Annotated in this window: 23 protein-coding genes and 1 tRNA gene; 17 read left to right on the top strand and 7 right to left on the bottom strand. The window is 61.3% G+C overall.

The window, feature by feature from the left end; translation table 11 throughout:
* Positions 1-91 precede the first annotated feature (91 nt).
* The gene (locus MGEO_RS07370) at positions 92-742 is read left to right on the top strand and encodes a GntR family transcriptional regulator (RefSeq protein ID WP_085636076.1); all 651 of its coding nucleotides are present in this window, start codon (positions 92-94) and stop codon (positions 740-742) included.
* Positions 739-1,767 (top strand): AbrB family transcriptional regulator, encoded by a 1,029-nt coding sequence (locus MGEO_RS07365; RefSeq protein WP_085636075.1) that lies wholly within the window; start codon positions 739-741, stop codon positions 1,765-1,767. The genes MGEO_RS07370 and MGEO_RS07365 overlap by 4 nt, the downstream gene beginning before the upstream one ends.
* 48 nt (positions 1,768-1,815) lie before the next feature.
* On the opposite strand, the gene MGEO_RS07360 is transcribed toward MGEO_RS07365, so the two are convergent.
* Positions 1,816-1,902, bottom strand: a tRNA-Leu gene (locus MGEO_RS07360).
* A gap of 155 nt (positions 1,903-2,057) precedes the next feature.
* On the opposite strand from MGEO_RS07360, the gene lipB reads away from it, so the two are divergent.
* From lipB to MGEO_RS07330, 6 genes are all read left to right on the top strand, one after another.
* Positions 2,058-2,738, top strand: a complete 681-nt coding sequence (lipB, locus tag MGEO_RS07355) for a lipoyl(octanoyl) transferase LipB (RefSeq protein ID WP_085636074.1) — start codon at positions 2,058-2,060, stop codon at positions 2,736-2,738.
* Between the two features lie 220 nt (positions 2,739-2,958).
* The gene (ctaD, locus tag MGEO_RS07350) at positions 2,959-4,632 is read left to right on the top strand and encodes a cytochrome c oxidase subunit I (protein WP_085636141.1); all 1,674 of its coding nucleotides are present in this window, start codon (positions 2,959-2,961) and stop codon (positions 4,630-4,632) included.
* A 117-nt stretch (positions 4,633-4,749) separates the two neighbouring features.
* Positions 4,750-4,971 carry a type II toxin-antitoxin system CcdA family antitoxin gene (locus MGEO_RS07345; RefSeq protein ID WP_233139744.1) on the top strand — a complete coding sequence of 74 codons (222 nt, stop codon included), beginning with the start codon at positions 4,750-4,752 and terminating at the stop codon, positions 4,969-4,971.
* A 2-nt stretch (positions 4,972-4,973) separates the two neighbouring features.
* Positions 4,974-5,273 carry a CcdB family protein gene (locus MGEO_RS07340; protein WP_085636072.1) on the top strand — a complete coding sequence of 100 codons (300 nt, stop codon included), beginning with the start codon at positions 4,974-4,976 and terminating at the stop codon, positions 5,271-5,273.
* A gap of 6 nt (positions 5,274-5,279) precedes the next feature.
* Positions 5,280-5,771 carry a DUF2244 domain-containing protein gene (locus tag MGEO_RS07335; RefSeq protein ID WP_085636071.1) on the top strand — a complete coding sequence of 164 codons (492 nt, stop codon included), beginning with the start codon at positions 5,280-5,282 and terminating at the stop codon, positions 5,769-5,771.
* A gap of 11 nt (positions 5,772-5,782) precedes the next feature.
* Positions 5,783-6,679, top strand: coding sequence for a glycosyltransferase family protein (locus MGEO_RS07330; protein ID WP_085636070.1), 897 nt, complete (start codon positions 5,783-5,785; stop codon positions 6,677-6,679).
* A gap of 7 nt (positions 6,680-6,686) precedes the next feature.
* Here MGEO_RS07330 and MGEO_RS07325 read toward each other — a convergent pair whose 3' ends face one another.
* Positions 6,687-7,151, bottom strand: coding sequence for a GatB/YqeY domain-containing protein (locus MGEO_RS07325; RefSeq protein ID WP_085636140.1), 465 nt, complete (start codon positions 7,149-7,151; stop codon positions 6,687-6,689).
* 179 nt (positions 7,152-7,330) lie between these two features.
* Between MGEO_RS07325 and carA the strand changes: the two genes are divergently transcribed.
* Both carA and MGEO_RS07315 read left to right on the top strand, forming a co-directional pair.
* A complete protein-coding gene (gene carA, locus MGEO_RS07320; protein ID WP_085636069.1) occupies positions 7,331-8,500 on the top strand; it encodes a glutamine-hydrolyzing carbamoyl-phosphate synthase small subunit in 1,170 nt (389 codons plus the stop codon).
* 66 nt (positions 8,501-8,566) lie between these two features.
* A complete protein-coding gene (locus MGEO_RS07315; protein ID WP_233139743.1) occupies positions 8,567-10,375 on the top strand; it encodes a glycosyltransferase in 1,809 nt (602 codons plus the stop codon).
* On the opposite strand, the gene MGEO_RS07310 is transcribed toward MGEO_RS07315, so the two are convergent.
* Positions 10,366-11,016, bottom strand: a complete 651-nt coding sequence (locus MGEO_RS07310) for a GntR family transcriptional regulator (RefSeq protein ID WP_085636067.1) — start codon at positions 11,014-11,016, stop codon at positions 10,366-10,368. The genes MGEO_RS07315 and MGEO_RS07310 overlap by 10 nt on opposite strands.
* Before the next feature lie 102 nt (positions 11,017-11,118).
* Here MGEO_RS07310 and MGEO_RS07305 point away from each other — a divergent pair, with 102 nt between their 5' ends.
* From MGEO_RS07305 to MGEO_RS07295, 3 genes are all read left to right on the top strand, one after another.
* Entirely contained in the window at positions 11,119-11,763 is a 645-nt protein-coding gene (locus MGEO_RS07305; RefSeq protein ID WP_085636139.1) for a pyrimidine 5'-nucleotidase, read from the top strand.
* Between the two features lie 86 nt (positions 11,764-11,849).
* Complete coding sequence (locus MGEO_RS07300; RefSeq protein WP_085636066.1) at positions 11,850-12,095, top strand: hypothetical protein; 246 nt, start codon at positions 11,850-11,852, stop codon at positions 12,093-12,095.
* A gap of 79 nt (positions 12,096-12,174) precedes the next feature.
* Complete coding sequence (locus MGEO_RS07295; protein WP_085636065.1) at positions 12,175-13,371, top strand: UbiH/UbiF family hydroxylase; 1,197 nt, start codon at positions 12,175-12,177, stop codon at positions 13,369-13,371.
* Positions 13,372-13,423: 52 nt separating this feature from the next.
* Here the strand turns inward: MGEO_RS07295 and msrB are convergent, their stop codons facing one another.
* From msrB to MGEO_RS07275, 4 genes are all read right to left on the bottom strand, one after another.
* Positions 13,424-13,897, bottom strand: a complete 474-nt coding sequence (gene msrB / locus MGEO_RS07290; protein ID WP_085636064.1) for a peptide-methionine (R)-S-oxide reductase MsrB — start codon at positions 13,895-13,897, stop codon at positions 13,424-13,426.
* A 113-nt stretch (positions 13,898-14,010) separates the two neighbouring features.
* On the bottom strand, positions 14,011-14,580 hold the full coding sequence (locus tag MGEO_RS07285) for a fasciclin domain-containing protein (protein ID WP_085636138.1): 570 nt from the start codon (positions 14,578-14,580) through the stop codon (positions 14,011-14,013).
* A gap of 94 nt (positions 14,581-14,674) precedes the next feature.
* Positions 14,675-15,388, bottom strand: a complete 714-nt coding sequence (locus tag MGEO_RS07280) for an anti-sigma factor (protein WP_158090981.1) — start codon at positions 15,386-15,388, stop codon at positions 14,675-14,677.
* Positions 15,385-15,927: a sigma-70 family RNA polymerase sigma factor gene (locus tag MGEO_RS07275; protein WP_085636062.1), complete on the bottom strand. Its 543-nt coding sequence runs from the start codon at positions 15,925-15,927 to the stop codon at positions 15,385-15,387. The genes MGEO_RS07280 and MGEO_RS07275 overlap by 4 nt, the downstream gene beginning before the upstream one ends.
* Positions 15,928-16,019: 92 nt before the next feature.
* On the opposite strand from MGEO_RS07275, the gene cobS reads away from it, so the two are divergent.
* The 4 genes from cobS (at position 16,020) to MGEO_RS07255 (ending at position 21,394) form a co-directional block, all read left to right on the top strand.
* Positions 16,020-17,006 carry a cobaltochelatase subunit CobS gene (gene cobS / locus MGEO_RS07270; protein WP_106299151.1) on the top strand — a complete coding sequence of 329 codons (987 nt, stop codon included), beginning with the start codon at positions 16,020-16,022 and terminating at the stop codon, positions 17,004-17,006.
* 151 nt (positions 17,007-17,157) lie between these two features.
* Positions 17,158-19,035 carry a cobaltochelatase subunit CobT gene (gene cobT, locus MGEO_RS07265; protein ID WP_085636060.1) on the top strand — a complete coding sequence of 626 codons (1,878 nt, stop codon included), beginning with the start codon at positions 17,158-17,160 and terminating at the stop codon, positions 19,033-19,035.
* Positions 19,036-19,208: 173 nt separating this feature from the next.
* A complete protein-coding gene (locus MGEO_RS07260; RefSeq protein ID WP_085636059.1) occupies positions 19,209-20,990 on the top strand; it encodes an aminopeptidase P family protein in 1,782 nt (593 codons plus the stop codon).
* Positions 20,991-21,049: 59 nt separating this feature from the next.
* Complete coding sequence (locus MGEO_RS07255; RefSeq protein ID WP_085636058.1) at positions 21,050-21,394, top strand: DUF427 domain-containing protein; 345 nt, start codon at positions 21,050-21,052, stop codon at positions 21,392-21,394.
* Positions 21,395-21,398 lie beyond the last annotated feature (4 nt).

The raw sequence follows: 21,398 nt of genomic DNA, 5'->3' as shown, positions 1-21,398 counted from the left end.
GCCCCGACGGGCGCTTTTTTCCTTTTGCGGCCTTTGAGTTTGACTCCGCCGCGCGACCGACATACACATTCTGTATCCAAATGGATACAATATGCCAGATCCCAAGTCCTCCTCTCTTTCCAGTGGCGAAGCAGCCTATGCCGGTCTCGTCGATGCGTTGCGCAGCGGCGATTTCTCTCCCGGAGACCGGTTGCGGGAGGAGGATGTGGCCAAAAGACTCAATCTGTCCCGCACGCCGGTGCGAGAGGCTCTGAGACGGCTCGAACTGGCGGGAATTGTCGAACACCGGCCCCGCATCGGCGCGGTGATCCGCAAACTCAGCCAGACCGAAATCGTTGAGCTGTATGAGATGCGGATCGTCCTGGAGCGGACTGCGGCCCGCATGGCCGCGCAGCACGGGGCCGACGCAGAATTCGATGCGCTCGACGCCATGAACCAGCGTATTGCCGCTGCACAGGACACCCCGACACTCGGCGCGGCAATCAATCAGGATTTTCACGAAACCCTTTACCTTGCCGCGCGCAACCGCTTCCTTGTCGCGTCGGCCGAAGCGATCAACAATGCGCTGATCCTTTTGGGACCGACAACCTATCTTGACCCGGATCGCATTCGAATCGTCACCGAACAGCACGAGGCACTGATCGCAGCTCTGCGCGCCAGAGACGGCGATGCTGCGGCCAAGGCTGCTGAAACACATCTGCAAACCTCGCTGCGCTACCGTCTGTCAGGCGGTCCGGCATGAGGCCGATCCTTCAGTCCTTTGCCGTTGCCGGACTTGGCGTCGCGGCCTTCAAACTTCTGGCATTGCCGCTGCCCTGGCTTCTGGGACCGATTTTCGCCTGCCTGATCGCTGCGCTTCTGGGCATTCAGATGAAAGGCTACAAACCGCTCACTGACGCGATGCGCACCATTCTGGGCGTTGCGGTTGGCGCCACGCTGACCCCGGCCGTTCTGGCCACGTTCCCGTCGATGTGGCCGACGCTTTTGCTCGTGCCGGTCATGGTGGCCACCATCGGACTGATCGGTGTGCCCTATTTCCAGCGGTTCTGTGGTTACGACTTTGCCACCGCCTACTACGCGACCATGCCCGGTGGCCTGCAGGACATGATTCTGTTCGGAGAAGAGGCCGGAGCAAATGTCCGCGCACTCAGCCTCATTCACGCGACCCGCGTTCTGGTGATCGTCGTGGCCCTGCCCTTTCTGATGATCGGGATCTGGGATGCCGACCTGTCCAATCCTCCCGGCGCCCCTGCCTCCAGCATCCCGCTGCATGAACTGGGGCTGATGGTGGTCTGTGCGCTCGTCGGATGGCGGGCTGCCAAATGGATCGGCCTTTTCGGCGCGTCGATCCTTGGCCCGCTGATCCTGACCGCAGCGCTTACCCTCGCGGGCGGGCTGCATTTCCGTCCCCCGGCCGAGGCGATCTGGGCAGCACAGTTCTTTATCGGCATGACCATCGGGACGAAGTACGCGGGGATCACCCTGACCGAAGTGCGCCGCGATCTGACAGCCGGGCTCGGGTTCTGCCTGATTCTGATCCTCCTGACCCTGATCGTGCTCGAGGCGGTCTATGGTCTTGGGCTGGCTCCGGGGATGGAAACCTTGCTGGCTTTTGCGCCCGGCGGACAGGCGGAACTGACGGTGCTCGCACTGATTGTCGGGGCGGACGTTGCGTTTGTGGTCGCCCACCATGTCCTGCGGATCTTTGTCGTGATTATGGGCGCACCTTTGGCGGCACGGGTGTTCAAGGCACGCTTTGCAAAGTAGCAAAACCGGGTTTGCAAACCTGCTCTGGCTTTATGATGTTCGGGAAAATGGTGCGGTCGAGAAGACTCGAACTTCCACGGGAGTTACCCCACAGCGACCTCAACGCTGCGCGTCTACCAATTCCGCCACGACCGCACTGTCTTGACTTGGTAGGCGGCTCATTAGCGAAGGTCGCAAACGGGGGCAAGGGCAAAAATGGAGAAGACCCCGGCAACTTTTGGGGATGACATCTCTGACCCTGCCCGCCATATCCAAAGGGCAAGGAGGACGGGACACTCCCGGAGAACCCTATGGTTGAATGGCGCATCACCGACGGATTGACCGACTACGACGAGGCGGTGGCCACGATGGAGGCCCGCGCGGCGGCGATCGCGGATGGCACGGCCGAGGAACTCGTCTGGCTTGTCGAGCACCCCCCTCTTTATACTGCGGGAACGAGCGCGAAGATCGAGGACCTGAAGGACCCCGACCGCTTTCCCGTATACCCGACCAAACGTGGCGGGCAGTATACCTATCACGGTCCCGGGCAGCGGGTCGTTTATGTCATGCTTGACGTAGGCAAGCGCGGGCGCGACGTGCGCTGTTTCGTTCAGGATCTCGAACGCTGGGTGATCGCTACTCTGAGTGAGTTTGGCCTGACGGGCCATATCCGCGACGGGCGCGTGGGGGTCTGGATCGAACGACCGGACAAAAAACTTTTACCGGATGGTAAAATTGCAGAAGACAAGATCGCAGCCATCGGCATCCGCCTGCGCAAATGGGTGAGCTTCCACGGCATCTCGATCAATGTCGAACCCGATCTGAGTCATTTTGACGGGATCGTTCCCTGCGGCATCACTCAGTACGGAGTGACCTCGCTTGTCGATCTCGGGATGCCGGTGACGATGGATGACGTGGACGTGGCGCTGCGACGAAGCTTTGACGACGTGTTCGAAAAAGATCAGGCACGCGAAAGCTGTCAAACCGGCTGAAAACCGGAATCACTCAAACATACCGAGCGAATCTTTGTGTTTTCAAAAGGTTATGAAAACAACGCGATTCCCCGGATGACACCAGAGTGCGACAATAAAGTTTGATCTGCGTCAAATACATCCGTTGCCGCCACCGGCGTCACATTCTAAAACACCGATGAGAAAAATGGCGCTCGGGGATTCCTTGCGCCTTTTTATTGGGAACCAGCAGGAGGCAGATATGGCAGACGCCGCCATTCACGGCCACGAACATGAAGACCAGCGCGGCTTTTTCACCCGCTGGTTCATGTCCACGAACCACAAAGACATCGGTATTCTGTACCTGATCGTCGCGGGTCTCGCGGGCTTCATCTCCGTGGCATTCACCGTTTACATGCGCTTGGAACTGATGAACCCCGGTGTTCAGTACATGTGTATGGAAGGTGCCCGCCTGACCGCAGCAGCGGTTGGCGACTGTACCCCTAACGGCCATCTTTGGAACGTTTTGATCACCGGACACGGCATCCTGATGATGTTCTTCGTGGTGATTCCGGCGCTCTTTGGCGGTTTTGGCAACTATTTCATGCCGCTGCAGATCGGTGCGCCGGACATGGCGTTCCCGCGTCTGAACAACCTGTCCTTCTGGCTCTTCGTCGCCGGTACGACGCTGGCGATCTGCTCGGTCTTCGCACCGGGCGGCAACGGCCAGCTTGGCTCGGGTGTGGGCTGGGTTCTCTACCCGCCGCTGTCGACCAATGAAGGCGGGATGTCGATGGACCTCGCGATCTTCGCGGTGCACGTCTCGGGCGCCTCGTCGATCCTGGGTGCGATCAACGTCATCACAACCTTCCTCAACATGCGCGCACCGGGCATGACGCTCTTCAAGGTGCCGCTGTTCGCATGGTCGATCTTCGTGACCGCATGGCTGATCCTTCTGTCGCTGCCGGTTCTGGCAGGCGCCATTACCATGCTGCTGACCGACCGCAACTTCGGTACGACCTTCTTCGATCCGGCCGGTGGCGGCGACCCGGTTCTCTACCAGCACATCCTGTGGTTCTTCGGCCACCCGGAAGTGTACATCGTGATCCTGCCGGGCTTCGGCATCATCAGCCACGTGGTCGCCACGTTCAGCCGCAAGCCGGTCTTCGGTTACCTGCCGATGGTCTGGGCGATCATCGCGATCGGTGCGCTGGGCTTTGTCGTGTGGGCGCACCACATGTACACCGTCGGCATGTCGCTGACCCAGCAGTCCTACTTCATGCTGGCCACGATGGTCATCGCGGTTCCGACAGGGGTCAAGATCTTCTCGTGGATCGCGACCATGTGGGGCGGCTCCATCGAGTTCAAGACGCCGATGCTCTGGGCTTTCGGCTTCCTCTTCCTCTTCACCGTGGGTGGCGTGACCGGGATCGTCCTGTCGCAGGCTGCCGTGGACCGTGCCTATCATGACACCTACTACGTCGTGGCGCATTTCCACTACGTAATGAGCCTTGGTGCCGTCTTCGCCATCTTCGCCGGGATCTACTTCTACTTCCCGAAGATGACCGGCAAGATGTACCCGGAATGGGCCGGCAAGCTGCACTTCTGGACGTTCTTCATCGGTGCAAACCTGACCTTCTTCCCGCAGCACTTCCTGGGCCGTCAGGGCATGCCGCGCCGCTACATCGACTACCCGGAAGCCTTTGCCTTCTGGAACTACATCTCGAGCTGGGGCGCGTTCCTGTCCTTCGCCTCGTTCCTGTTCTTCATCGGCGTGATCGTCTACAGCCTCCGCGCAGGCCGTCCCGAGACCGCGAAGAACCCGTGGAACGAATACGCGGACACGCTGGAATGGACCCTGCCCTCCCCGCCGCCGGAGCACACCTTCGAGCAGCTGCCGAAGCGGGAAGACTGGGAAAAGTCGCACGCGCACTAAGCTGAGCGTGATCTGAAACGAAAGGCCCCGGTGGAAACGCCGGGGCCTTTTGCTGTGATACGTACCGTTGTTTGCGGGTAGGTTTTCCGGTATGTTTGATGTGTTAGGAGTATGCCCATGCCACGCAAGTCCACCAGCCTCAGCCTTGACGCCGACCTTATCGCCCGCGCCAAGGACGCAGGAGTAAATCTGTCCCGTGCCGCCGAGGCTGGGATTGAGGACGAAGTGCGGAAAGCGGAAGCCGCGCGTTGGGCGGATGAGAACCAACACGCAATTGAGGCTTACAATCGCCGGGTCGAGCAGGACGGACTGCCCCTCGACGCCTATCGGAAGTGGTAGGTATGGCGCGTCAATACGATGTGTATCGAACCTCAAACGACATCTATGTCCTTGTCCTGCAAAGCGATACCTTCGAAAGCCTCGCCACCCGTGTTGTCGCGCGACTGGTACCCGAAGACTGGCCGGAACCGCCGCTGAAGCACCTGTCCCCGAAACTCTCTCTTGGTGATGCAACACTCAGACTGCAAAGCACGGAAATCGCCACTTTGACGAAAAAAGAGCTTGGCACCTACATCGGATCTGCCGCGCATCAGCGCGACGAAATCATCCGCGCTTGCGATCTTCTTCTGACCGGGTATTGAAACGCCATGCCGTACACATGGACTGACACCTCTCAGGACAATCAGGAACTGCGTCTCTGGCCGCATCAATCGCTGCCTGCGCATGGATTTGCCGCGACGATCCTTGGCATCTTCGCCCTGTCCACAATTCCCCTTTACGGATTGATCGGGACCGTTTTGCTTTGGGGCATACTGCCTTTCATGCTGCTGGCGCTTGGCGCGATGTGGTACGCGCTGCGGCGGAACGAGCGGGATCTTCAGATAATCGAAGTGCTCACCATGACGCCCGATGACCTGCATCTGATCCGACAGTCGATCAAGGGAGACGCGCAGGAATGGCGCTGCAACCCGTATTGGACGCAGGTGAACATGCATCAGAAAGGCGGTCCGGTGCCCCACTATGTCACCCTGTCAGGTGCCGGACGAGAGGTTGAGATTGGCGCGTTTCTGAGCGAAGACGAACGCAAAGCGCTTTACGCAGAACTGAGTGAAAAGGTTCGGCGCATCGCCCCCCGCTGATCCGAGGCTCCATGGCACAGGTTCCCGCCGTTCCGAAACTGACCCGCGCACGGCACCTGTTGCGCTCAACGCCCTTCGGAAAGACCACTCCAACAGCTGACATGGTTGCCTCTGAACGGGCGGCGCTGGCCCTCCGCCGGGCAGCCCTGCGACAGCAGACGGCGGACCACGTGACGTTCCTTATCCCGTTGGTCGGCGCGCATCATGTCGGAGATTGGGACGCCGTGACCGCGCGGCTGAGCACAACGCTTCAGAGCTTTCTGCGACAGGACAATCCTCACTGGCAGGCCGTGATCTGCTGCCAGGACAGGCCTACGCTGCCCGACGACCCGCGTATCCGCTACCTGCCCTTCGATGATCCGGCGCCGGGCAATGACAAATGGCGCAAACTGCGCGTTCTGGCTGAGGCGCTGCCGGATCTGGTGAGGTCACCGGGCTATGTCATGTCCTTTGACGCAGACGATCTGCTGCGTCAGGGCAGCGTGGACGAGATGCTCACGCGGCAGGCCGCGGGGGGATATCTCGTGGAGTCAGGGCTGGTGATGGACGTGGCCACGGGCGATATTGCGCTGGCCGACCACCGCAGTTGGGCCGCGCCCATGCGCAAGCCGTTCTGGAAGCTGTGCGGAAGCTGCGCGGCGCTCTACCATGATCCGGCCAGTTCCGAAGCCACAGCGTTTCTGGCCGAGATGACGCAGCACGAGCACCGCATGTTTCCCTACCTCGCCGCGCTGGCGGGTCAGCCGTTGCATCCGCTGAACCGGCCGTCGGTGCTGTACATGCTGAACCATGGGGAGAACTTCGGCGCACGACGCGGCCGGGTTGGATACAAGACACGATTTGTCCAGAGCTATCGGATCGACGAACCCGAGGCACTGGCCACGATCAGAAGCGATTTCGGCCTCTGACAGGTGGTCAGCCGTTTGACAGCCGGTCTTTCACCATGCCGCCCACGGCTCCGAAATCCATCTGTCCGGTGTATTTTGCCTTGAGCGCGCCCATGACACGGCCCATATCGCGGATCGAAGAGGCGCCGGTCTCGGTCACGGCGGCATCGATGGCGCCTTTTACTTCGTCGTCGGACAGCGGACGGGGCAGGAATTCCTCGATCACCTCGATCTCGGACAGTTCGCGTTCGGCCAGATCCAGCCGTCCACCCTCTTCATAGGTTTTCGCGGTATCCTTGCGCTGCTTGACCATTTTGCCAAGGATCGCAAGCACTTCGTCATCTGCGACGCCATCTTCGTTGCCATCGCCGCGTGCCGCGATGTCGCGGTCCTTGATCGCGGCATTGATCAGCCGGAGGGTTGAAAGCCGTGCACTGTCCTTGTCGCGCATCGCCTGTTTGACCGATGTGTTGATCCGAGTGCGTAGGTCCATGAATTCCCATCCCCATGGTTTGACGAGCGCGCACATTAAGCGAGGACCCCCGGCGACGCAAGCTCTGCGTTTCGCGTTAACCTATTGAAAATATTGAATATCACATTTTCTACGATCCCTTGACCACAAGGCAGCACAGCCTTAGGTTCCGCAGGATTTTACCCCTGCGGAGTCGCGCCATGTCCAAGCTTTCGAACGACACACCGACCGCCTGCCTTGCCCTCGCGGATGGCACGATTTTCTATGGACAGGGCTTCGGAGCGACCGGAACTGCGGTGGCAGAGCTGTGTTTTAACACCGCGATGACCGGCTACCAGGAGATCATGACGGACCCGTCCTACGCGGGCCAGATCGTGACCTTCACCTTCCCGCATATCGGAAATGTCGGCGTGAACCCCGATGACGACGAGACCGGCGATCCGGTGGCCGAGGGGATGGTTGTCAAATGGATGCCAACGCAAAGCTCCAACTGGCGTGCGGTGCAGGAGCTGAGCGACTGGCTCGCGGCACGCGGACGGATCGCCATTGGCGGGATCGACACGCGGCGCCTGACCCGGGCCATCCGGCAGCAGGGTGCGCCGCATGTGGCACTTGAGCATAACCCGGACGGGAAGTTCGATCTTGCGGCGCTGGTCGAAAAGGCGCGGGCGTTTCCGGGCCTCGAAGGGCTCGACCTCGCCAAGGACGTCACCTGTGCGCAATCCTATCGGTGGGACGAAATGCGATGGGCGTGGCCGGACGGCTATACCCGGCAGACCGACCCGAAGCACAAGGTTGTGGCCATCGACTACGGCGCAAAGCGCAACATTCTGCGGTGCCTTGCCAGCGCGGGCTGCGACGTGACCGTTCTGCCCGCGACGGCGACGGCGGAAGAGGTTCTGGCGCACAATCCCGACGGTGTGTTCCTTTCGAACGGTCCGGGCGATCCGGCGGCGACGGGCAAATACGCCGTGCCGATGATCCAGACCATCCTGAACGAGACCGATCTGCCGATGTTCGGGATTTGCCTCGGCCACCAGATGCTCGCGCTCGCGCTCGGTGCCAAGACGGTCAAGATGAACCACGGCCATCACGGCGCGAACCACCCGGTCAAGGACACCGAGACCGGCAAGGTCGAGATCACCTCGATGAACCACGGTTTTGCCGTCGACAGCCAGACGCTGCCTGCGGGTGTTCTGGAAACCCATGTTTCTTTGTTCGATGGGTCGAACTGCGGTATCCGGATGGCGGATCGTCCAGTCTTTTCCGTCCAACAGCACCCGGAGGCCAGCCCCGGCCCGCAGGACAGCTTCTACCTGTTCGAGCGGTTTGCAGAGTCGATGGCGGCCCGCAAGACCGTTACAGCCTGATCGCGCGTTAACGACCGCTTAACCGTTTAACGTTTAGCTGACCCGCGGAGATGCTCCGGGGGTCAGATGCCATTACATAAGGATAGGGTCGCAGATACACCGCTGCTGCTGATGCCGTCGCAGCGCAGCTTTGGTGCCGCAAGAACCGCACCGCGTGACGATCTCGCGGCAAGCGTCCTGCGGAACGCGCGCGCGCTGGCCACCCGGCACCGACGACTCGATCCGGTCACTCATCCACCGGACCTGGCACTGGATGCCCTGCTGCCCCCGGAATTCTGTCTTGAACACCGGGTTCTGCCCTGGGATCGCATGGGCGATGCCATCCTCATCGGCGCGGTTCCCGACCGGGACCGGACGCAGTTGCGGGACATGCTGGAGCATGCGGTGGGCCCAATTCTGTTTGCCGATGTGGCAGAGGATGATCTGATCCGCATCGTGACCGACCGGCATGGCGATTACCTTTCCGACCGGGCAGAACAGCTTGTGGCCGATGACTACAGCTGCCGCGACATCAACAAACTGACGTTGTCGCAGGGCATCCTGGCCTCATTGTTTTTCGGAATCAGCCTTGCGCTGATCTTCTACTTTCCGAACGCGTTCTTTGCCGGGATCACCGCTGTCGCGGTCGTCAACCTGCTCTCCAGCCAGATCTTCAAGATCGGCGTCTTCTTTGCCGGCTACAAGAAACCGCCGGACAAACCCGTTCACGTACCGCTTTCCGAAAAACCTGTTGTCAGTCTCATGGTACCGCTTTTCCGGGAGGCTGCGATTGCCCACGAGTTGGTGCAGAGGCTGTCCCGCCTGAGCTATCCCAAATCCCTCCTCGACGTGGTTCTCATCCTTGAAGAGAAGGATGATCAAACCCGCCAGATGATCGAAGCAGTCTCACTGCCTGCGTGGATGCGCGTGGTGCGCGTGCCCGATGGCGCGCTCAAGACGAAACCCCGCGCATTGAACTACGCCCTCGGACACACCCGCGGCGACATCATCGGTGTCCTCGATGCCGAAGACGCGCCCGCGACAGATCAGATCGAGCGTGTTGTCGAAGCCTTTCACCTGGCACCGCCGGAGGTGGCCTGCGTTCAGGGCATCCTTGATTTCTACAACACGAAATCCAACTGGATCGCGCGATGCTTTACCATTGAATACGCGACATGGTTCCGGGTGGTGCTGGCCGGTGCGGCGCGCCTTGGCTTCCCGATTCCGCTGGGTGGGACAACGGTTTACCTCAGACGCGCAGCGCTGAAACATGTGGGCGGCTGGGACGCGCACAACGTGACCGAAGATGCCGACCTCGGTATCCGTCTGGCCCGGTTCGGATATCGCACCATCCTGATCCCGACGGTCACGCGGGAAGAGGCCAATAACAGGTTCATCCCGTGGATCAGACAGCGGTCACGCTGGCTCAAAGGCTATATCGTGACCTATCTGGTTCATATGCGGCGGCCCTTCAGGCTTCTGAAAGAGATCGGGTTTCGCAAATATCTCGGATTTCAGTTCTTTTTTCTGACGACCATCCTGCAATTCACCCTCGCCCCTGCGCTGTGGTCCTTCTGGTTGGTCTGCTTTGGGTTTTCGACGCCGTTTCTCGACGCTTTCCCGGCGGAATGGACAAAGGGCCTTCTGGCCCTTTTTCTTTGCGCCGAACTGATCACTCTGCTGATCGGGTTCGTCGCCGTTGGGCGCACGCAGCATGAAAAGCTCATGCAGTGGGTGCCAATGATGTTTTTCTATTTCCCGATGGGGGTCTTCGCCGTCTACAAAGCCTGGTCCGAGCTGATCTTCAAACCGTTCTACTGGGACAAGACGCAGCACGGGATTTCAGAACCGGATGTGATCGGTGGCGACATCCACATCACCCGGCGTCAGAGCTGATCCTTGGCCTGGGAATCGAGCTTCAGACGGGTCACGAACGCCACGGAGATATGATCTCGGAGAGCTTTGTAGGCCGCGTCCTCGTCGCGCTGGGTGATCGCATCGACAATCGCCTGATGCTCTGCCAGAGCAATTTCCCCGCGCCCCTGCGCCGCAAGCGACGTGGTCGCCATCAGCGCCATGGAACGGTGAACAAGGTCCAGCTGCTGCACAAGAAACCGGTTGTGCGAGGCGAGATGGATCTGCTTGTGGAAGCGTCGGTTGGCCCGCGCCAGCGCCGACGGGTCATCCAATAGCGCGCGGTCATCGTCGACCATGTCCTGCAGCACCTGCACCTCTTCCTCGGTGGCATGCCGCGCGGCCAGCCGGGCGGCCAGCCCCTCAAGCTCTGTCCGCACAACATAGAGCTCTGCCATCTGGTTGTGGTCGAGGGAGGCCACGATCAGCGATCGACCGTCGCGTGTCAGAAGCGACTGGGTTTCCAACCGCTGCAACGCTTCGCGGATCGGAGTGCGAGACATGCCGAAACGTTCAGCCAGATCGCTTTCCACCAATCGGTCGCCGGGGCGGTAAATCCCCACATCGATGGCTTCGAGGATCGAGGAATACGCGTCCTTCTGCGGGGGTTTTGCATCTTTCACTACGCGCTTCCTTCTTCGACTTGGCGCACGATAGCGCCGGGACGACAAAAGAAGCAAGCGGGGCCATTGCCGCGCCCCTCGGCCGCGCTTAGGTTCTTGATCATGGTAAAACGCGCATTCGACCACGTCCGTCACTGGGTCTTTGACCTCGACAACACGCTTTATTCGCCCGCTGTCCGTCTGTTCGACCAGATCGAAGTCCGGATGACGCAATTCGTCATGGATGCACTTGGCGTCGACCGCGACCGCGCCAACGCGCTGCGCGTGGATTACTGGAAGACGTATGGGACAACGCTCGCAGGGTTGATGCGCGAACATGACGTCGACCCGGCCCCCTATCTGCACGAGGTGCACGACATCGACTTCTCCGTGCTTTCCGAAGACCCCTACCTCGCAGAATTGATCCGGGGGCTTCCGGGACGGAAGATCGTCTATACGAACGGGTCTGAACCCTATGCCCGCAACGTGCTGAAAGCGCGCGGATTGGATGGTATTTTCGATGCGGTCTATGGCGTCGAACACGCGGATTTCCGCCCCAAGCCCGAGCGCTCTGCCTTCGAAACCGTTTTCGGGCGCGACGGCACCGACACCAGGACAGCGGCGATGTTCGAGGACGACCCCCGCAACCTTGCCGCACCACACCAGATGGGTATGCGGACCGTCCACGTGGCTCCCGATTCCGTCGAGGCGGATCACATCCACCACCATACGACAGACCTCCGTGAATTCCTCGCACGGCTGACCTGACCACCATCTGCCGCGTTGCGGCAATTTGGCAGTGTTGCTGGCGATCCGGCCTCCTATCTCTGGCGGAGATAAAAGAGGAATCCCAAATGTCTGTTTCCGAACCCATGTTGTCGCGCCGCCAGAGCGCCTTCTTTTCAGTTCCAGTGATCGGCTGGATCGCCCGCGATCTGAAAGAGGGCGGACCCGACACGATCTACTACCTGCTCGTGATCCTGCTAACCCTGCTTGTTCTGGCCGTGATGCAATGGGGTATCGTTGCGCTCAGCATGACGGCGCTGGCCATGGTGCCGGTGGTGATGGTGCTGCTGATCCTCATCACAGTCGGCAAGTAACGGGGTCGCCCTGACGCATCGCGCTTTCCGGCGGTGCGCTATACTGTTCGGCCAAGGGACTGCTGCGAAAGGCCAGGTCATGGATCACGACATCGTTGTATCTGGAGGCGGCATCGCCGGGCTGGCCGCTGCGGCGGCATTCGGGGCAGACGGTTACTCGGTACTGTGCCTCGACCCGGCCCCGCCGGTGACAGAACGCGATGCTGTCGGTGCCGACCTGCGCACCACCGCGTTCCTGCAACCGGCGCAAGCCTTTCTTGATGAGATCGGTCTTTGGGCGCGACTGTCCGACCATGCGATGCCGCTTCAGATCATGCGCATCGTGGATGCAGGCGGCGAGGTGCCTGAGCCCCGCGTCACAAAAGAGTTCAACGCCTCGGACATTTCCGATGAGCCATTTGGCTGGAACCTGCCGAACTGGCTGTTGCGACGCGAGTTTCTTGCTCATCTGGAGAGTCTTGAAACGGTAACCTTCCGTGCCGGCGTAGGGACAACTTCGCTGTTCACCCGCGAGGCGGAGGCCCGCGTTGGCCTGAGTGACGGCACCAAGGTGCGATGCAGGCTGGTGGTTGCCGCTGACGGGCGGAACTCACCGATGCGCAAAGCGGCCGGAATCGAGGTGCAGACCACGCGGTTCGGTCAGAAGGCGCTGGCCTTTGCCGTGACCCATCCGATCCCGCATAACAATGTGTCGACCGAAATTCACCGAACAGGCGGACCGTTTACCTTCGTGCCCCTGCCCGATCTCGACGGGACGCCGTCCTCTGCAATCGTCTGGATGGAAGAAGGCCCGAAAGCCGAAGCGCTTATGGCGCTTGATCCCGAGGCATTCGAAGCCGAAATGACAACCCGCTCCTGCGGCCTCTTTGGCCCGTTAAAGCTGGCGTCGCGGCGGACGATCTGGCCGATTATCAGCCAGCATGCCGACCGTCTGAGCGGCGAGCGCATCGCTCTTGTCGCCGAAGCCGCGCATGTGGTCCCACCGATCGGAGCGCAGGGATTAAACATGAGCCTCAAGGATCTGAGCACTTTGCGCGATCTGGCGCGACAGGCAGGCGGCGACATCGGCTCACGCCACATGCTTGACGCCTACCACCGCCAGCGCATCGCCGACATTCGCGCGCGTGTGGCGGGGATCACGCTTCTGAACCGCACGTCAATGCTCAGCGCACAACCGCTCCGAGACATTCGGGCGAAGGGCCTTGATGCGCTCTACACGCTCAAGCCCGTTCGCAAGACCCTGATGCAACTGGGTTTGGGGGCACGCGGCGCCTGACCGCCGCATTGCAGGACGGCCATCGTCACCTGTTAGAGAGACCCGATTGCGATTATGCGGCGCGGAAGCTCAGGCTGACACCGTTGATGCAGTGACGTTTGCCCGTTGGTGCGGGTCCGTCATCGAAGATATGGCCCAGATGACTGCCACATCGGCGGCAGTGACATTCCGTGCGGACCATGAAGAGCGACCGATCCGGCTTGGTGCCGATCGCATTTGCCTGTGCCTGCCAGAAACTCGGCCAGCCTGTTCCGCTGTCATACTTGTGCTCCGAGGAATAGAGCGGCAGATCGCAGCCTTTGCAGTGAAACATGCCCGCGCGTTTTTCGTCATTGAGCGGCGACGTGAAGGCGCGTTCCGTGCCTTCTTCGCGCATGACCCGATATTCGAGCGAAGTTAGCATCGCCTTCCATTCGGCTTTTGAACGCGTGACCTCGAAATTGCCTTCTGCGGCCCCGGACAGACGGGCGGTTCCGGTCAGGCCCAGAAAAGCGGCCGCGCTTGCCATGAAATTACGTCTCAACATGGGGTCCTCCTCAATACTCTTCTTGAAAACATGGTGCCCCGGCCCGCGTCCACGCAAGGCCGGGACACACACTTTTGCGCGATCTCAATTCCCCGAAGGTGGGGATTTTCGGGTCACTGAGCCGGCAAAAGCACGCGGTCGATCACGTGGATCACGCCGTTCGATTGCCTGACGTCAGCAATCGTGACCGTGGCCTCGCGACCGTTTTCGTCCGTGAGTGTGATTTCGGACCCGTCCATCCTGGCCTGAAGCGTGCAGCCGCCGACTGTTTCGACCGAGTGCATCCCGCCGTCATCCATGATCATACCAGCGATGGCATCCGACATCGCGTTGGCAGCGACGACATGGCAGGTCAGAATCTGCGTCAGCTGCGCCTTTGCTTCAGGTTGCAACAGCGCGTTCAGCGAGTCGTCGGAAATCCGGTCGAAGGCCGCGTTGGTTGGCGCGAATACGGTGAACGGTCCGGCACTGTTCAGCGTATCCACCAAACCGGCAGCCTTGACGGCCGCAACCAATGTGGTGTGGTCGGCCGAATTCACCGCGTTTTCCACGATGGTTTGATCGGGAAACATCGCCGCTCCTCCCACCATCGGATTGTCGGTTCCGGCGTGGCTTTCTGCCTGCGCCAAGCCGCCAAGCGCGGTTGCCGCCACAAGTGTTGCGATCAGTGTCTTGATTGTCATGTTGTCCTCCATCTGCCCGCGGGGTTTCGGTGCGGGTCAGACGAAGACACGGTCGCAGACACCTCTGCGTTTCAGGCATCCGATCACATAAGCGTCACGAGGCCGTGAGCGGGCCGGCGGCGCGGACTGCCCCGGTGGGTGCTCCGGTGGGTGATCCGCCCGGCGGTTCGTCAGACACAGCAAGCACGCCCCCCGGCAGATCGTCCAGAATTTCCTGTGGCAGATCGATCAGCGTGCTCTCGTCACCGTCCAGCAGGCCAAGCGATACCGGCGCGGCGTTGCCTGCGATCAACCAGAGTTCGAACACCCGGCCCTCGGGCGGCGTTCCTGCAGCGCGCAGAACCTGAACCGCACCGCGCGCGCTGTCGATATTTGCCCGCAATTCAAGCCCGGCCCCTTCGGCGGTCGGCACAAGTTCGGCCACCAGATCGGCCTGCAGCACGTCTTCTTCGGGGATCAGCACCCCTGTGTTGATCGCGATCCAAAGCACGAGCGCGGCGGCCACACCGCCAAGCCCGTAGGGCCAGATCTGTTGCCAGAACGACGGTGTTTCAGGTTTGAACAATTGCGCATCCAGACGTTTGCGCAGCTGCGGAGACGGCTGAACCTCCTGAATTTCTTCTTCAATGAGCGAAGCCAGATGTTCTTCCCAAGCAACGACTTCCCGGCGCAGGTCCGGATCCGTGTCGAGCCGCGCCTCGAACGCCGCACGTTCCTCGTCCGGCAAGAGACCCAACGTATATTCTGCGGCAAGAACGCGATTATCTCCGTCCTCCGGCCCCATCGGCGGTGTGGTTTTCTCACTCATCGGCTCAGACACTCCCGCAACGCAATCAGGCTGCGCCGCAGCCATGTGCGAATTGTGTTGAGGTTCACGCCCGTCGCGGCGGCCAGATCGGCATAGCTGTCGCCGTCCAGATACGCACGGCGCACCAGATGGGCACGGGCGCGCGGCAGTTCGTCCAGACAGGCACGGATCAGGCGGGCATCCGAGGCAGCAATGGCCGACGCCTCCGGCCCTGGTTTATCGTCAGGCATGAGATCCGCAGTTTCGATCGGTGCCGGAGGCTGCCTGAGCGCGCGGCGCCGGTCCACCGCCCGGTTGCGGGTGATTGTGATGAGCCACGTCATCGGGGAATAGCCGTTCACCCGGTACATGTCCGCCTTGTTCCACACCGTCACGAATACCTCCTGCAACACCTCCTCGGCTTCTGCGCGATCTTCCAAGACACGCAGGCACACACCGAATAGTTTCGCCGAAGTCCGATCATACAACTGCGCGAAGGCGGTCCGGTCACCCATCGCCACACGCGCAATGAGGTTTTCGACCTCTTCTTGCGGAGTCATCACAGAATATCCGTGCCCTTTCCCTTGCCCCTCCCGCCATTATGTTGCACCACACGAGCGCAACACCCCAACATCAGAAGGATGTCCGCACCATGGCCGACGGGACTATCGACATCAACGCCAAACCGACAGAAGAGATTTCCGTACGCGAGGTGTTTGGCATTGATACGGACATGGTTGTCCATGGCTTCCCGGACCGGACCGACCGCGTTCCGGACATCGACAGCACATACAAATTCGACCCCGACACGTCGCTCGCGATTCTCGCGGGCTTCCGCAACAACCGGCGCGTGATGATCCAAGGCTATCACGGCACCGGCAAGTCGACCCATATCGAACAGATTGCCTCGCGGCTGAACTGGCCCTGCGTGCGCGTCAACCTCGACAGCCACATCAGCCGCATCGACCTGATCGGCAAAGACGCCATCAAACTGGTGGATGGCAAGCAGGTCACGCAGTTCCAGGAAGGCATCCTGCCCTGGGCCCTGCGCAACCCGACCGCCATCGTGTTCGACGAATACGATGCGGGCCGCGCCGACGTGATGTTCGTGATCCAGCGGGTGCTGGAGACCGACGGCAAGCTGACGCTGCTTGACCAGAACGAGGTCATTACCCCGCACAAGTATTTCCGTATCTTCGCCACCGCCAATACGGTGGGTCTGGGCGACACCACAGGCCTCTACCACGGCACCCAGCAGATCAACCAGGGTCAGATGGACCGCTGGTCGCTGGTGGCGACGCTGAACTACCTGTCGATCGACGCCGAGACCTCGATCGTTCTGTCGAAGGCACCGCATTACAACACCGAAAAGGGCCGCAAGATCGTGCGCCAGATGGTGACCGTCGCAGACCTGTCGCGCACCGCCTTCATGTCGGGCGACCTCTCGACTGTGATGAGCCCACGCACCGTGATCGCCTGGGCGCAGAACGCCGAGATCTTCCGCGATGTGGGTTATGCCTTCCGGGTGTCGTTCCTCAACAAGTGCGATGAGCTTGAGCGTCAGACCGTGGCAGAGTTCTACCAGCGCTGCTTCGACGAAGAGTTGCCTGAAAGCGCGGCTTCGCTGAGCATTGGGTGATGGGGTTCGGATCGGCGATGCCGATCCGACAGGCTGGGGGTTCCACCCCCAGACCCCCGAGGTATTTTCAGCCCAAAGAAACCTGCGTGACGCGGTGCACCTCTGAGGTTTCGGCGTTGCGGGCACCGGAACTGCGTGGAAAGGTCAGGTCATGAGCAAACCCAGTGACAACCCAGCCGATCCGTTCAAGAAAGCGCTGGCCGAAGCGACCAAGGTTCTGGCGCATGATCCGGAACTGACCGTCAGCTACTCGGTCGATCCGTCAGGCATGTCCGGCGATGCAATGCGTCTGCCACAGATCAGCCGCCGCCTGACGCGGGACGAGGTCATGCTGGCGCGCGGCACGGCCGATGCGATGGCGATGTATCGCCGTTATCACGATGCGGGCACACATGCGCGGTACGCGCCGCAGGGAGAATTGGCGCGGGAGCTTTACGAGTCGATGGAGACCGCGCGCTGCGAAGCGATGGGCGCGCGCGATATGCCCGGCACGGCTGGCAACATCGACGCCAAGATCGGCCACGACGCGATGCGCCGCGGCTACGACCAGATCCGCGAAGCCTCGGAGGCGCCGCTTGCGGAAGCCGCAGGCTATCTGGTGCGTCATCTCGCGACCGGGCGCGACCTTCCGCAGGGCGCTCAGAACGTCATGGACCTGTGGCGGGGTTTCATCGAAGAGCAGGCGGGCGGCACGCTGGAGAATCTTCAGGACGTGTTGAGCGATCAGGCGGCCTTTGCCCGCTTCACCCGCGCCGTGATCACCGATCTGGGCTATGGCGACCAGTTGGGCGATGACCCCGACGAGCTTGATGAGGAATCCGAGGATCAGGCAGAAGAGGGCAGCGACGACGAGCAGGAGCCCGACAGCACAGGTCAGGACGAGGATCAGGAAGAAGACGCGGAAGCGAGCCCGGAGTCGAGCCAGGACGAAACCCAGGACCCCAGCCAGGCCCAGGTCTCGATGGACGAGATGGCCGATCAGGACCTGAGCGACGAGGCGGAGATGCCAGAGGGCGAAGCGCCTCTCGAACCGCCGCCCCCGGCCCCGATTTCCGAAGCCGATCCGGACTACAAGGTATTCGACACCGAACATGACGAGGAAATCCTTGCCGAGGACCTCGCCGAGCCGGTCGAGTTGGAACGTCTGCGCGCCTATCTCGACCAACAGCTTGAGCCGCTAAAAGGCGCGGTCAGCCGGTTGGCCAACAAGCTGCAGCGTCGTCTTCAGGCGCAGCAGAACCGGTCCTGGGAGTTCGACCTTGAGGAAGGAATTCTCGATGCGGGCCGTCTGGCGCGCGTTGTGGCGAATCCGACCACACCGCTGTCCTTCAAGGTCGAAAAGGACACCGAGTTCCGGGATACAGTCGTGACGCTGCTGCTGGACAATTCCGGATCGATGCGAGGACGTCCGATCTCCATCGCGGCGATCTGTGCTGACGTGCTGGCCCGCACGCTGGAACGATGCTCGGTGAAGGTCGAAATCCTTGGATTCACCACCCGCGCGTGGAAGGGTGGCCAAGCGCGTGAACGGTGGCTGAACGAGGGCCGTGAACAGCAGCCTGGCCGACTGAACGACCTGCGTCACATCATCTACAAGGGGGCCGACGCACCATGGCGGCGCACCCGGTCGAACCTCGGCCTGATGATGAAAGAGGGTCTGCTGAAGGAAAACATCGACGGCGAGGCGTTGGAATGGGCGCATCGGCGGATGCTGCACCGCTCTGAGGCGCGGAAGATCCTCATGGTGATCTCGGACGGGGCTCCGGTCGATGACAGCACCCTGTCGGTGAACCCGGCCAATTACCTTGAGAAGCACCTGCGCGATGTGATCGCCATGGTGGAGCGGCGCAAGCAGGTCGAGTTGCTGGCCATCGGCATCGGCCACGATGTGACGCGGTATTATGAGCGGGCGGTGACGATTACCGACGTGGAACAGCTGGCCGGGGCCATGACCGAACAGCTGGCGTCGCTCTTTGACAGTGATCCGCGTGCGCGGGCACGGCTCATGGGCATCAAGCGCGCGAGCTGATCCTGATTTCGGACCGGGTCAGCCGGTCCGACCGGCGCGGCCCTGTGGGCCGCGTTCTGCGTATTTGGACAAAGAAGAAGCAGGGGACAGTTCCCCCCCTGGACCGTGCAGCGGGACTTGCCATCGCGCAGATTTCCGGTTTCGCTCGCGCCCAATCGAAGAAAGGCCGTGTCATGTTCCAAAGCTTTTCAGAAACGTCTTCACCGGAACAGGGTCCGCCGCGTCTGGCCGCATTGCGTGCCGAAATGGAGGCTGCGGGTCTGGACGGGTTCATCGTGCCCCGCGCCGATGCCCATCAGGGCGAATACGTGGCCGAGCGCGACAGCCGACTGGCGTGGCTGACCGGATTCACCGGGTCGGCGGGGTTCTGCGTGGCTCTTCACGACACGGCTGGTGTGTTTGTGGATGGGCGCTACCGGGTGCAGGTGCGCGCGCAGGTGGCGGATGTCTTCACCCCGGTGGATTGGCCCGAGGTGACGCTTGGCGGCTGGATCTCACGCAATGTTTCACCGGGTGCTGTGGTGGGGTTCGACCCATGGCTTCACACGCTTTCCCAGCTACGGGAACTGGAAGCCAGCACCGGCGGCATCATCCTGAGGCGAACCGAGAACCTAGTCGATGGGATCTGGAAGGACCAACCGCCTGCCCCGGCAACTCCGGCATTTGTTCAACCTGTGGACCTGACCGGAGAGGCGCACGCAGACAAGATCGCCCGACTGGCCGGAACACTGGCCCCTGCGAAAGCGGCGGTTCTGACCCTGCCGGACAGCATCTGCTGGCTTCTGAACATCCGTGGCGATGATGTCCCGCGCACGCCGTTCGTGCATGGCTTCGCGCTTCTGCATGAAGAGGGCCGCGTGACGCTGTTCGTAAACCCGGACAAGCTGGTCAATCTTGGCGACCATCTTGGCCCCAACGTGAGCGTGGCCCCGGTGGAAGAGTTCCTGCCGTCCCTGTCCAGGCTCGATGGCCCGGTTCAGATCGACCCGGCAAGCTGTCCCGTGATCGTGGCCGACACGCTGGCTGAGGCCGGACTCGAGATGATCGAAGCGCAGGATCCCTGTGCCTTGCCCAAGGCCTGCAAGACCGCCGCCGAACTTGACGGCACGCGGGCGGCCCATCTGCGCGACGGAGCGGCGATGGCGCGGTTCCTGTGCTGGCTGGATCAGCAGACCCCCGGCAGCTTCAGCGAGATCGATGTGGTAACGCGGCTAGAGGGCGAGCGCGCGGCGACCAACGCATTGCGGGATATCAGCTTCGACACGATTGCCGGGGCCGGTCCGAACGGGGCGATCGTTCACTACCGGGTCACCGAAAAGACCAACCGGACAGTTGCCCCGGGGCTGCTTCTTGTTGACAGCGGCGGACAGTATGTCGATGGCACGACGGACATCACCCGCACGATGGCCATCGGTGCCGTAGGCGATGAGGAGCGACGGGCCTTTACGCTCGTTCTCAAGGGCATGATCGCCATCTCGCGACTTCGCTGGCCCAAGGGGCTGGCTGGGCGCGACATGGATGCGCTGGCCCGGATGGCGCTATGGGAACACGGGTTGGACTATGGGCACGGGACCGGGCATGGGGTCGGCTCGTACCTGAGCGTGCATGAAGGGCCTCAGCGCCTTGCACGGACCGGAACCGTGCCGTTCCTTCCGGGAATGATCCTGTCGAACGAACCCGGTTTCTACCGCGAAGGCGCCTTTGGCATCAGGATCGAAAACCTCGTGGTTGTCGAGGAAGCCCCCGCCCTGCCCGGTCAGACAGTGCCCGAGATGCTACGGTTCGAGACGCTGACTTACGTCCCGATCGACACGCGTCTTGTCGACCGGGAATTGCTCACGGCAGCGGAACGCGACTGGCTCAACAGCTACCACGCAAACGTTCTGGCGCGGATCGGGCCGCTGGTTGACGGCGAAGTGTCAGGCTGGCTCACCAGAGTCTGCGCCCCGATCTGACCATAAACATTTACATTCCCCCGCTAACCCCGGTACATCGCAGTCAAAAGGGATGGAACATGCAGAAAAACATCAGAATCAGACCCGCTGACGGAACTTGGGTGGTGCGCGCCGGAGGCGCCGTGATCGCGGAAAGCCGGAACGCACTGGAACTGACAGAAGGCGACATGCCCTTCGTGATCTACTTCCCCCGCTCGGACGTCGCGATGGCGTTTCTGGATTCATCCGATCACAGCACCACCTGCCCGCATAAGGGTCAGGCCAGCTATTTCAACATCGTCTCGAAAAGCAAAACCTACGAAAACGCGGTCTGGAGCTATGAATCCCCGAAGGACGATGTGGCCGAAATCAAGGACCACCTCGCCTTCTACGTTCAGGACGGCGTGCAGGTCGAACAAATCTGAATTT

The organism is Marivita geojedonensis (assembly GCF_002115805.1).
GTDB classification, from domain to species: domain Bacteria; phylum Pseudomonadota; class Alphaproteobacteria; order Rhodobacterales; family Rhodobacteraceae; genus Marivita; species Marivita geojedonensis.
The sequence above is the reverse complement of the archived record's forward strand: the minus strand, read 5'-3'. Positions and strand labels throughout refer to the sequence as shown.

Coding starts and splice junctions, on each gene's coding strand:
- MGEO_RS07370 (WP_085636076.1), top strand. CDS start 92: ATGCCAGATCCCAAGTCCTCCTCTCTTTCCAGTGGCGAAGCAGCCTAT.
- MGEO_RS07365 (WP_085636075.1), top strand. CDS start 739: ATGAGGCCGATCCTTCAGTCCTTTGCCGTTGCCGGACTTGGCGTCGCG.
- lipB (WP_085636074.1), top strand. CDS start 2,058: ATGGTTGAATGGCGCATCACCGACGGATTGACCGACTACGACGAGGCG.
- ctaD (WP_085636141.1), top strand. CDS start 2,959: ATGGCAGACGCCGCCATTCACGGCCACGAACATGAAGACCAGCGCGGC.
- MGEO_RS07345 (WP_233139744.1), top strand. CDS start 4,750: ATGCCACGCAAGTCCACCAGCCTCAGCCTTGACGCCGACCTTATCGCC.
- MGEO_RS07340 (WP_085636072.1), top strand. CDS start 4,974: ATGGCGCGTCAATACGATGTGTATCGAACCTCAAACGACATCTATGTC.
- MGEO_RS07335 (WP_085636071.1), top strand. CDS start 5,280: ATGCCGTACACATGGACTGACACCTCTCAGGACAATCAGGAACTGCGT.
- MGEO_RS07330 (WP_085636070.1), top strand. CDS start 5,783: ATGGCACAGGTTCCCGCCGTTCCGAAACTGACCCGCGCACGGCACCTG.
- MGEO_RS07325 (WP_085636140.1), bottom strand. CDS start 7,151: ATGGACCTACGCACTCGGATCAACACATCGGTCAAACAGGCGATGCGC.
- carA (WP_085636069.1), top strand. CDS start 7,331: ATGTCCAAGCTTTCGAACGACACACCGACCGCCTGCCTTGCCCTCGCG.
- MGEO_RS07315 (WP_233139743.1), top strand. CDS start 8,567: ATGCCATTACATAAGGATAGGGTCGCAGATACACCGCTGCTGCTGATG.
- MGEO_RS07305 (WP_085636139.1), top strand. CDS start 11,119: ATGGTAAAACGCGCATTCGACCACGTCCGTCACTGGGTCTTTGACCTC.
- MGEO_RS07300 (WP_085636066.1), top strand. CDS start 11,850: ATGTCTGTTTCCGAACCCATGTTGTCGCGCCGCCAGAGCGCCTTCTTT.
- MGEO_RS07295 (WP_085636065.1), top strand. CDS start 12,175: ATGGATCACGACATCGTTGTATCTGGAGGCGGCATCGCCGGGCTGGCC.
- msrB (WP_085636064.1), bottom strand. CDS start 13,897: ATGTTGAGACGTAATTTCATGGCAAGCGCGGCCGCTTTTCTGGGCCTG.
- MGEO_RS07285 (WP_085636138.1), bottom strand. CDS start 14,580: ATGACAATCAAGACACTGATCGCAACACTTGTGGCGGCAACCGCGCTT.
- MGEO_RS07280 (WP_158090981.1), bottom strand. CDS start 15,388: ATGAGTGAGAAAACCACACCGCCGATGGGGCCGGAGGACGGAGATAAT.
- MGEO_RS07275 (WP_085636062.1), bottom strand. CDS start 15,927: ATGACTCCGCAAGAAGAGGTCGAAAACCTCATTGCGCGTGTGGCGATG.
- cobS (WP_106299151.1), top strand. CDS start 16,020: ATGGCCGACGGGACTATCGACATCAACGCCAAACCGACAGAAGAGATT.
- cobT (WP_085636060.1), top strand. CDS start 17,158: ATGAGCAAACCCAGTGACAACCCAGCCGATCCGTTCAAGAAAGCGCTG.
- MGEO_RS07260 (WP_085636059.1), top strand. CDS start 19,209: ATGTTCCAAAGCTTTTCAGAAACGTCTTCACCGGAACAGGGTCCGCCG.
- MGEO_RS07255 (WP_085636058.1), top strand. CDS start 21,050: ATGCAGAAAAACATCAGAATCAGACCCGCTGACGGAACTTGGGTGGTG.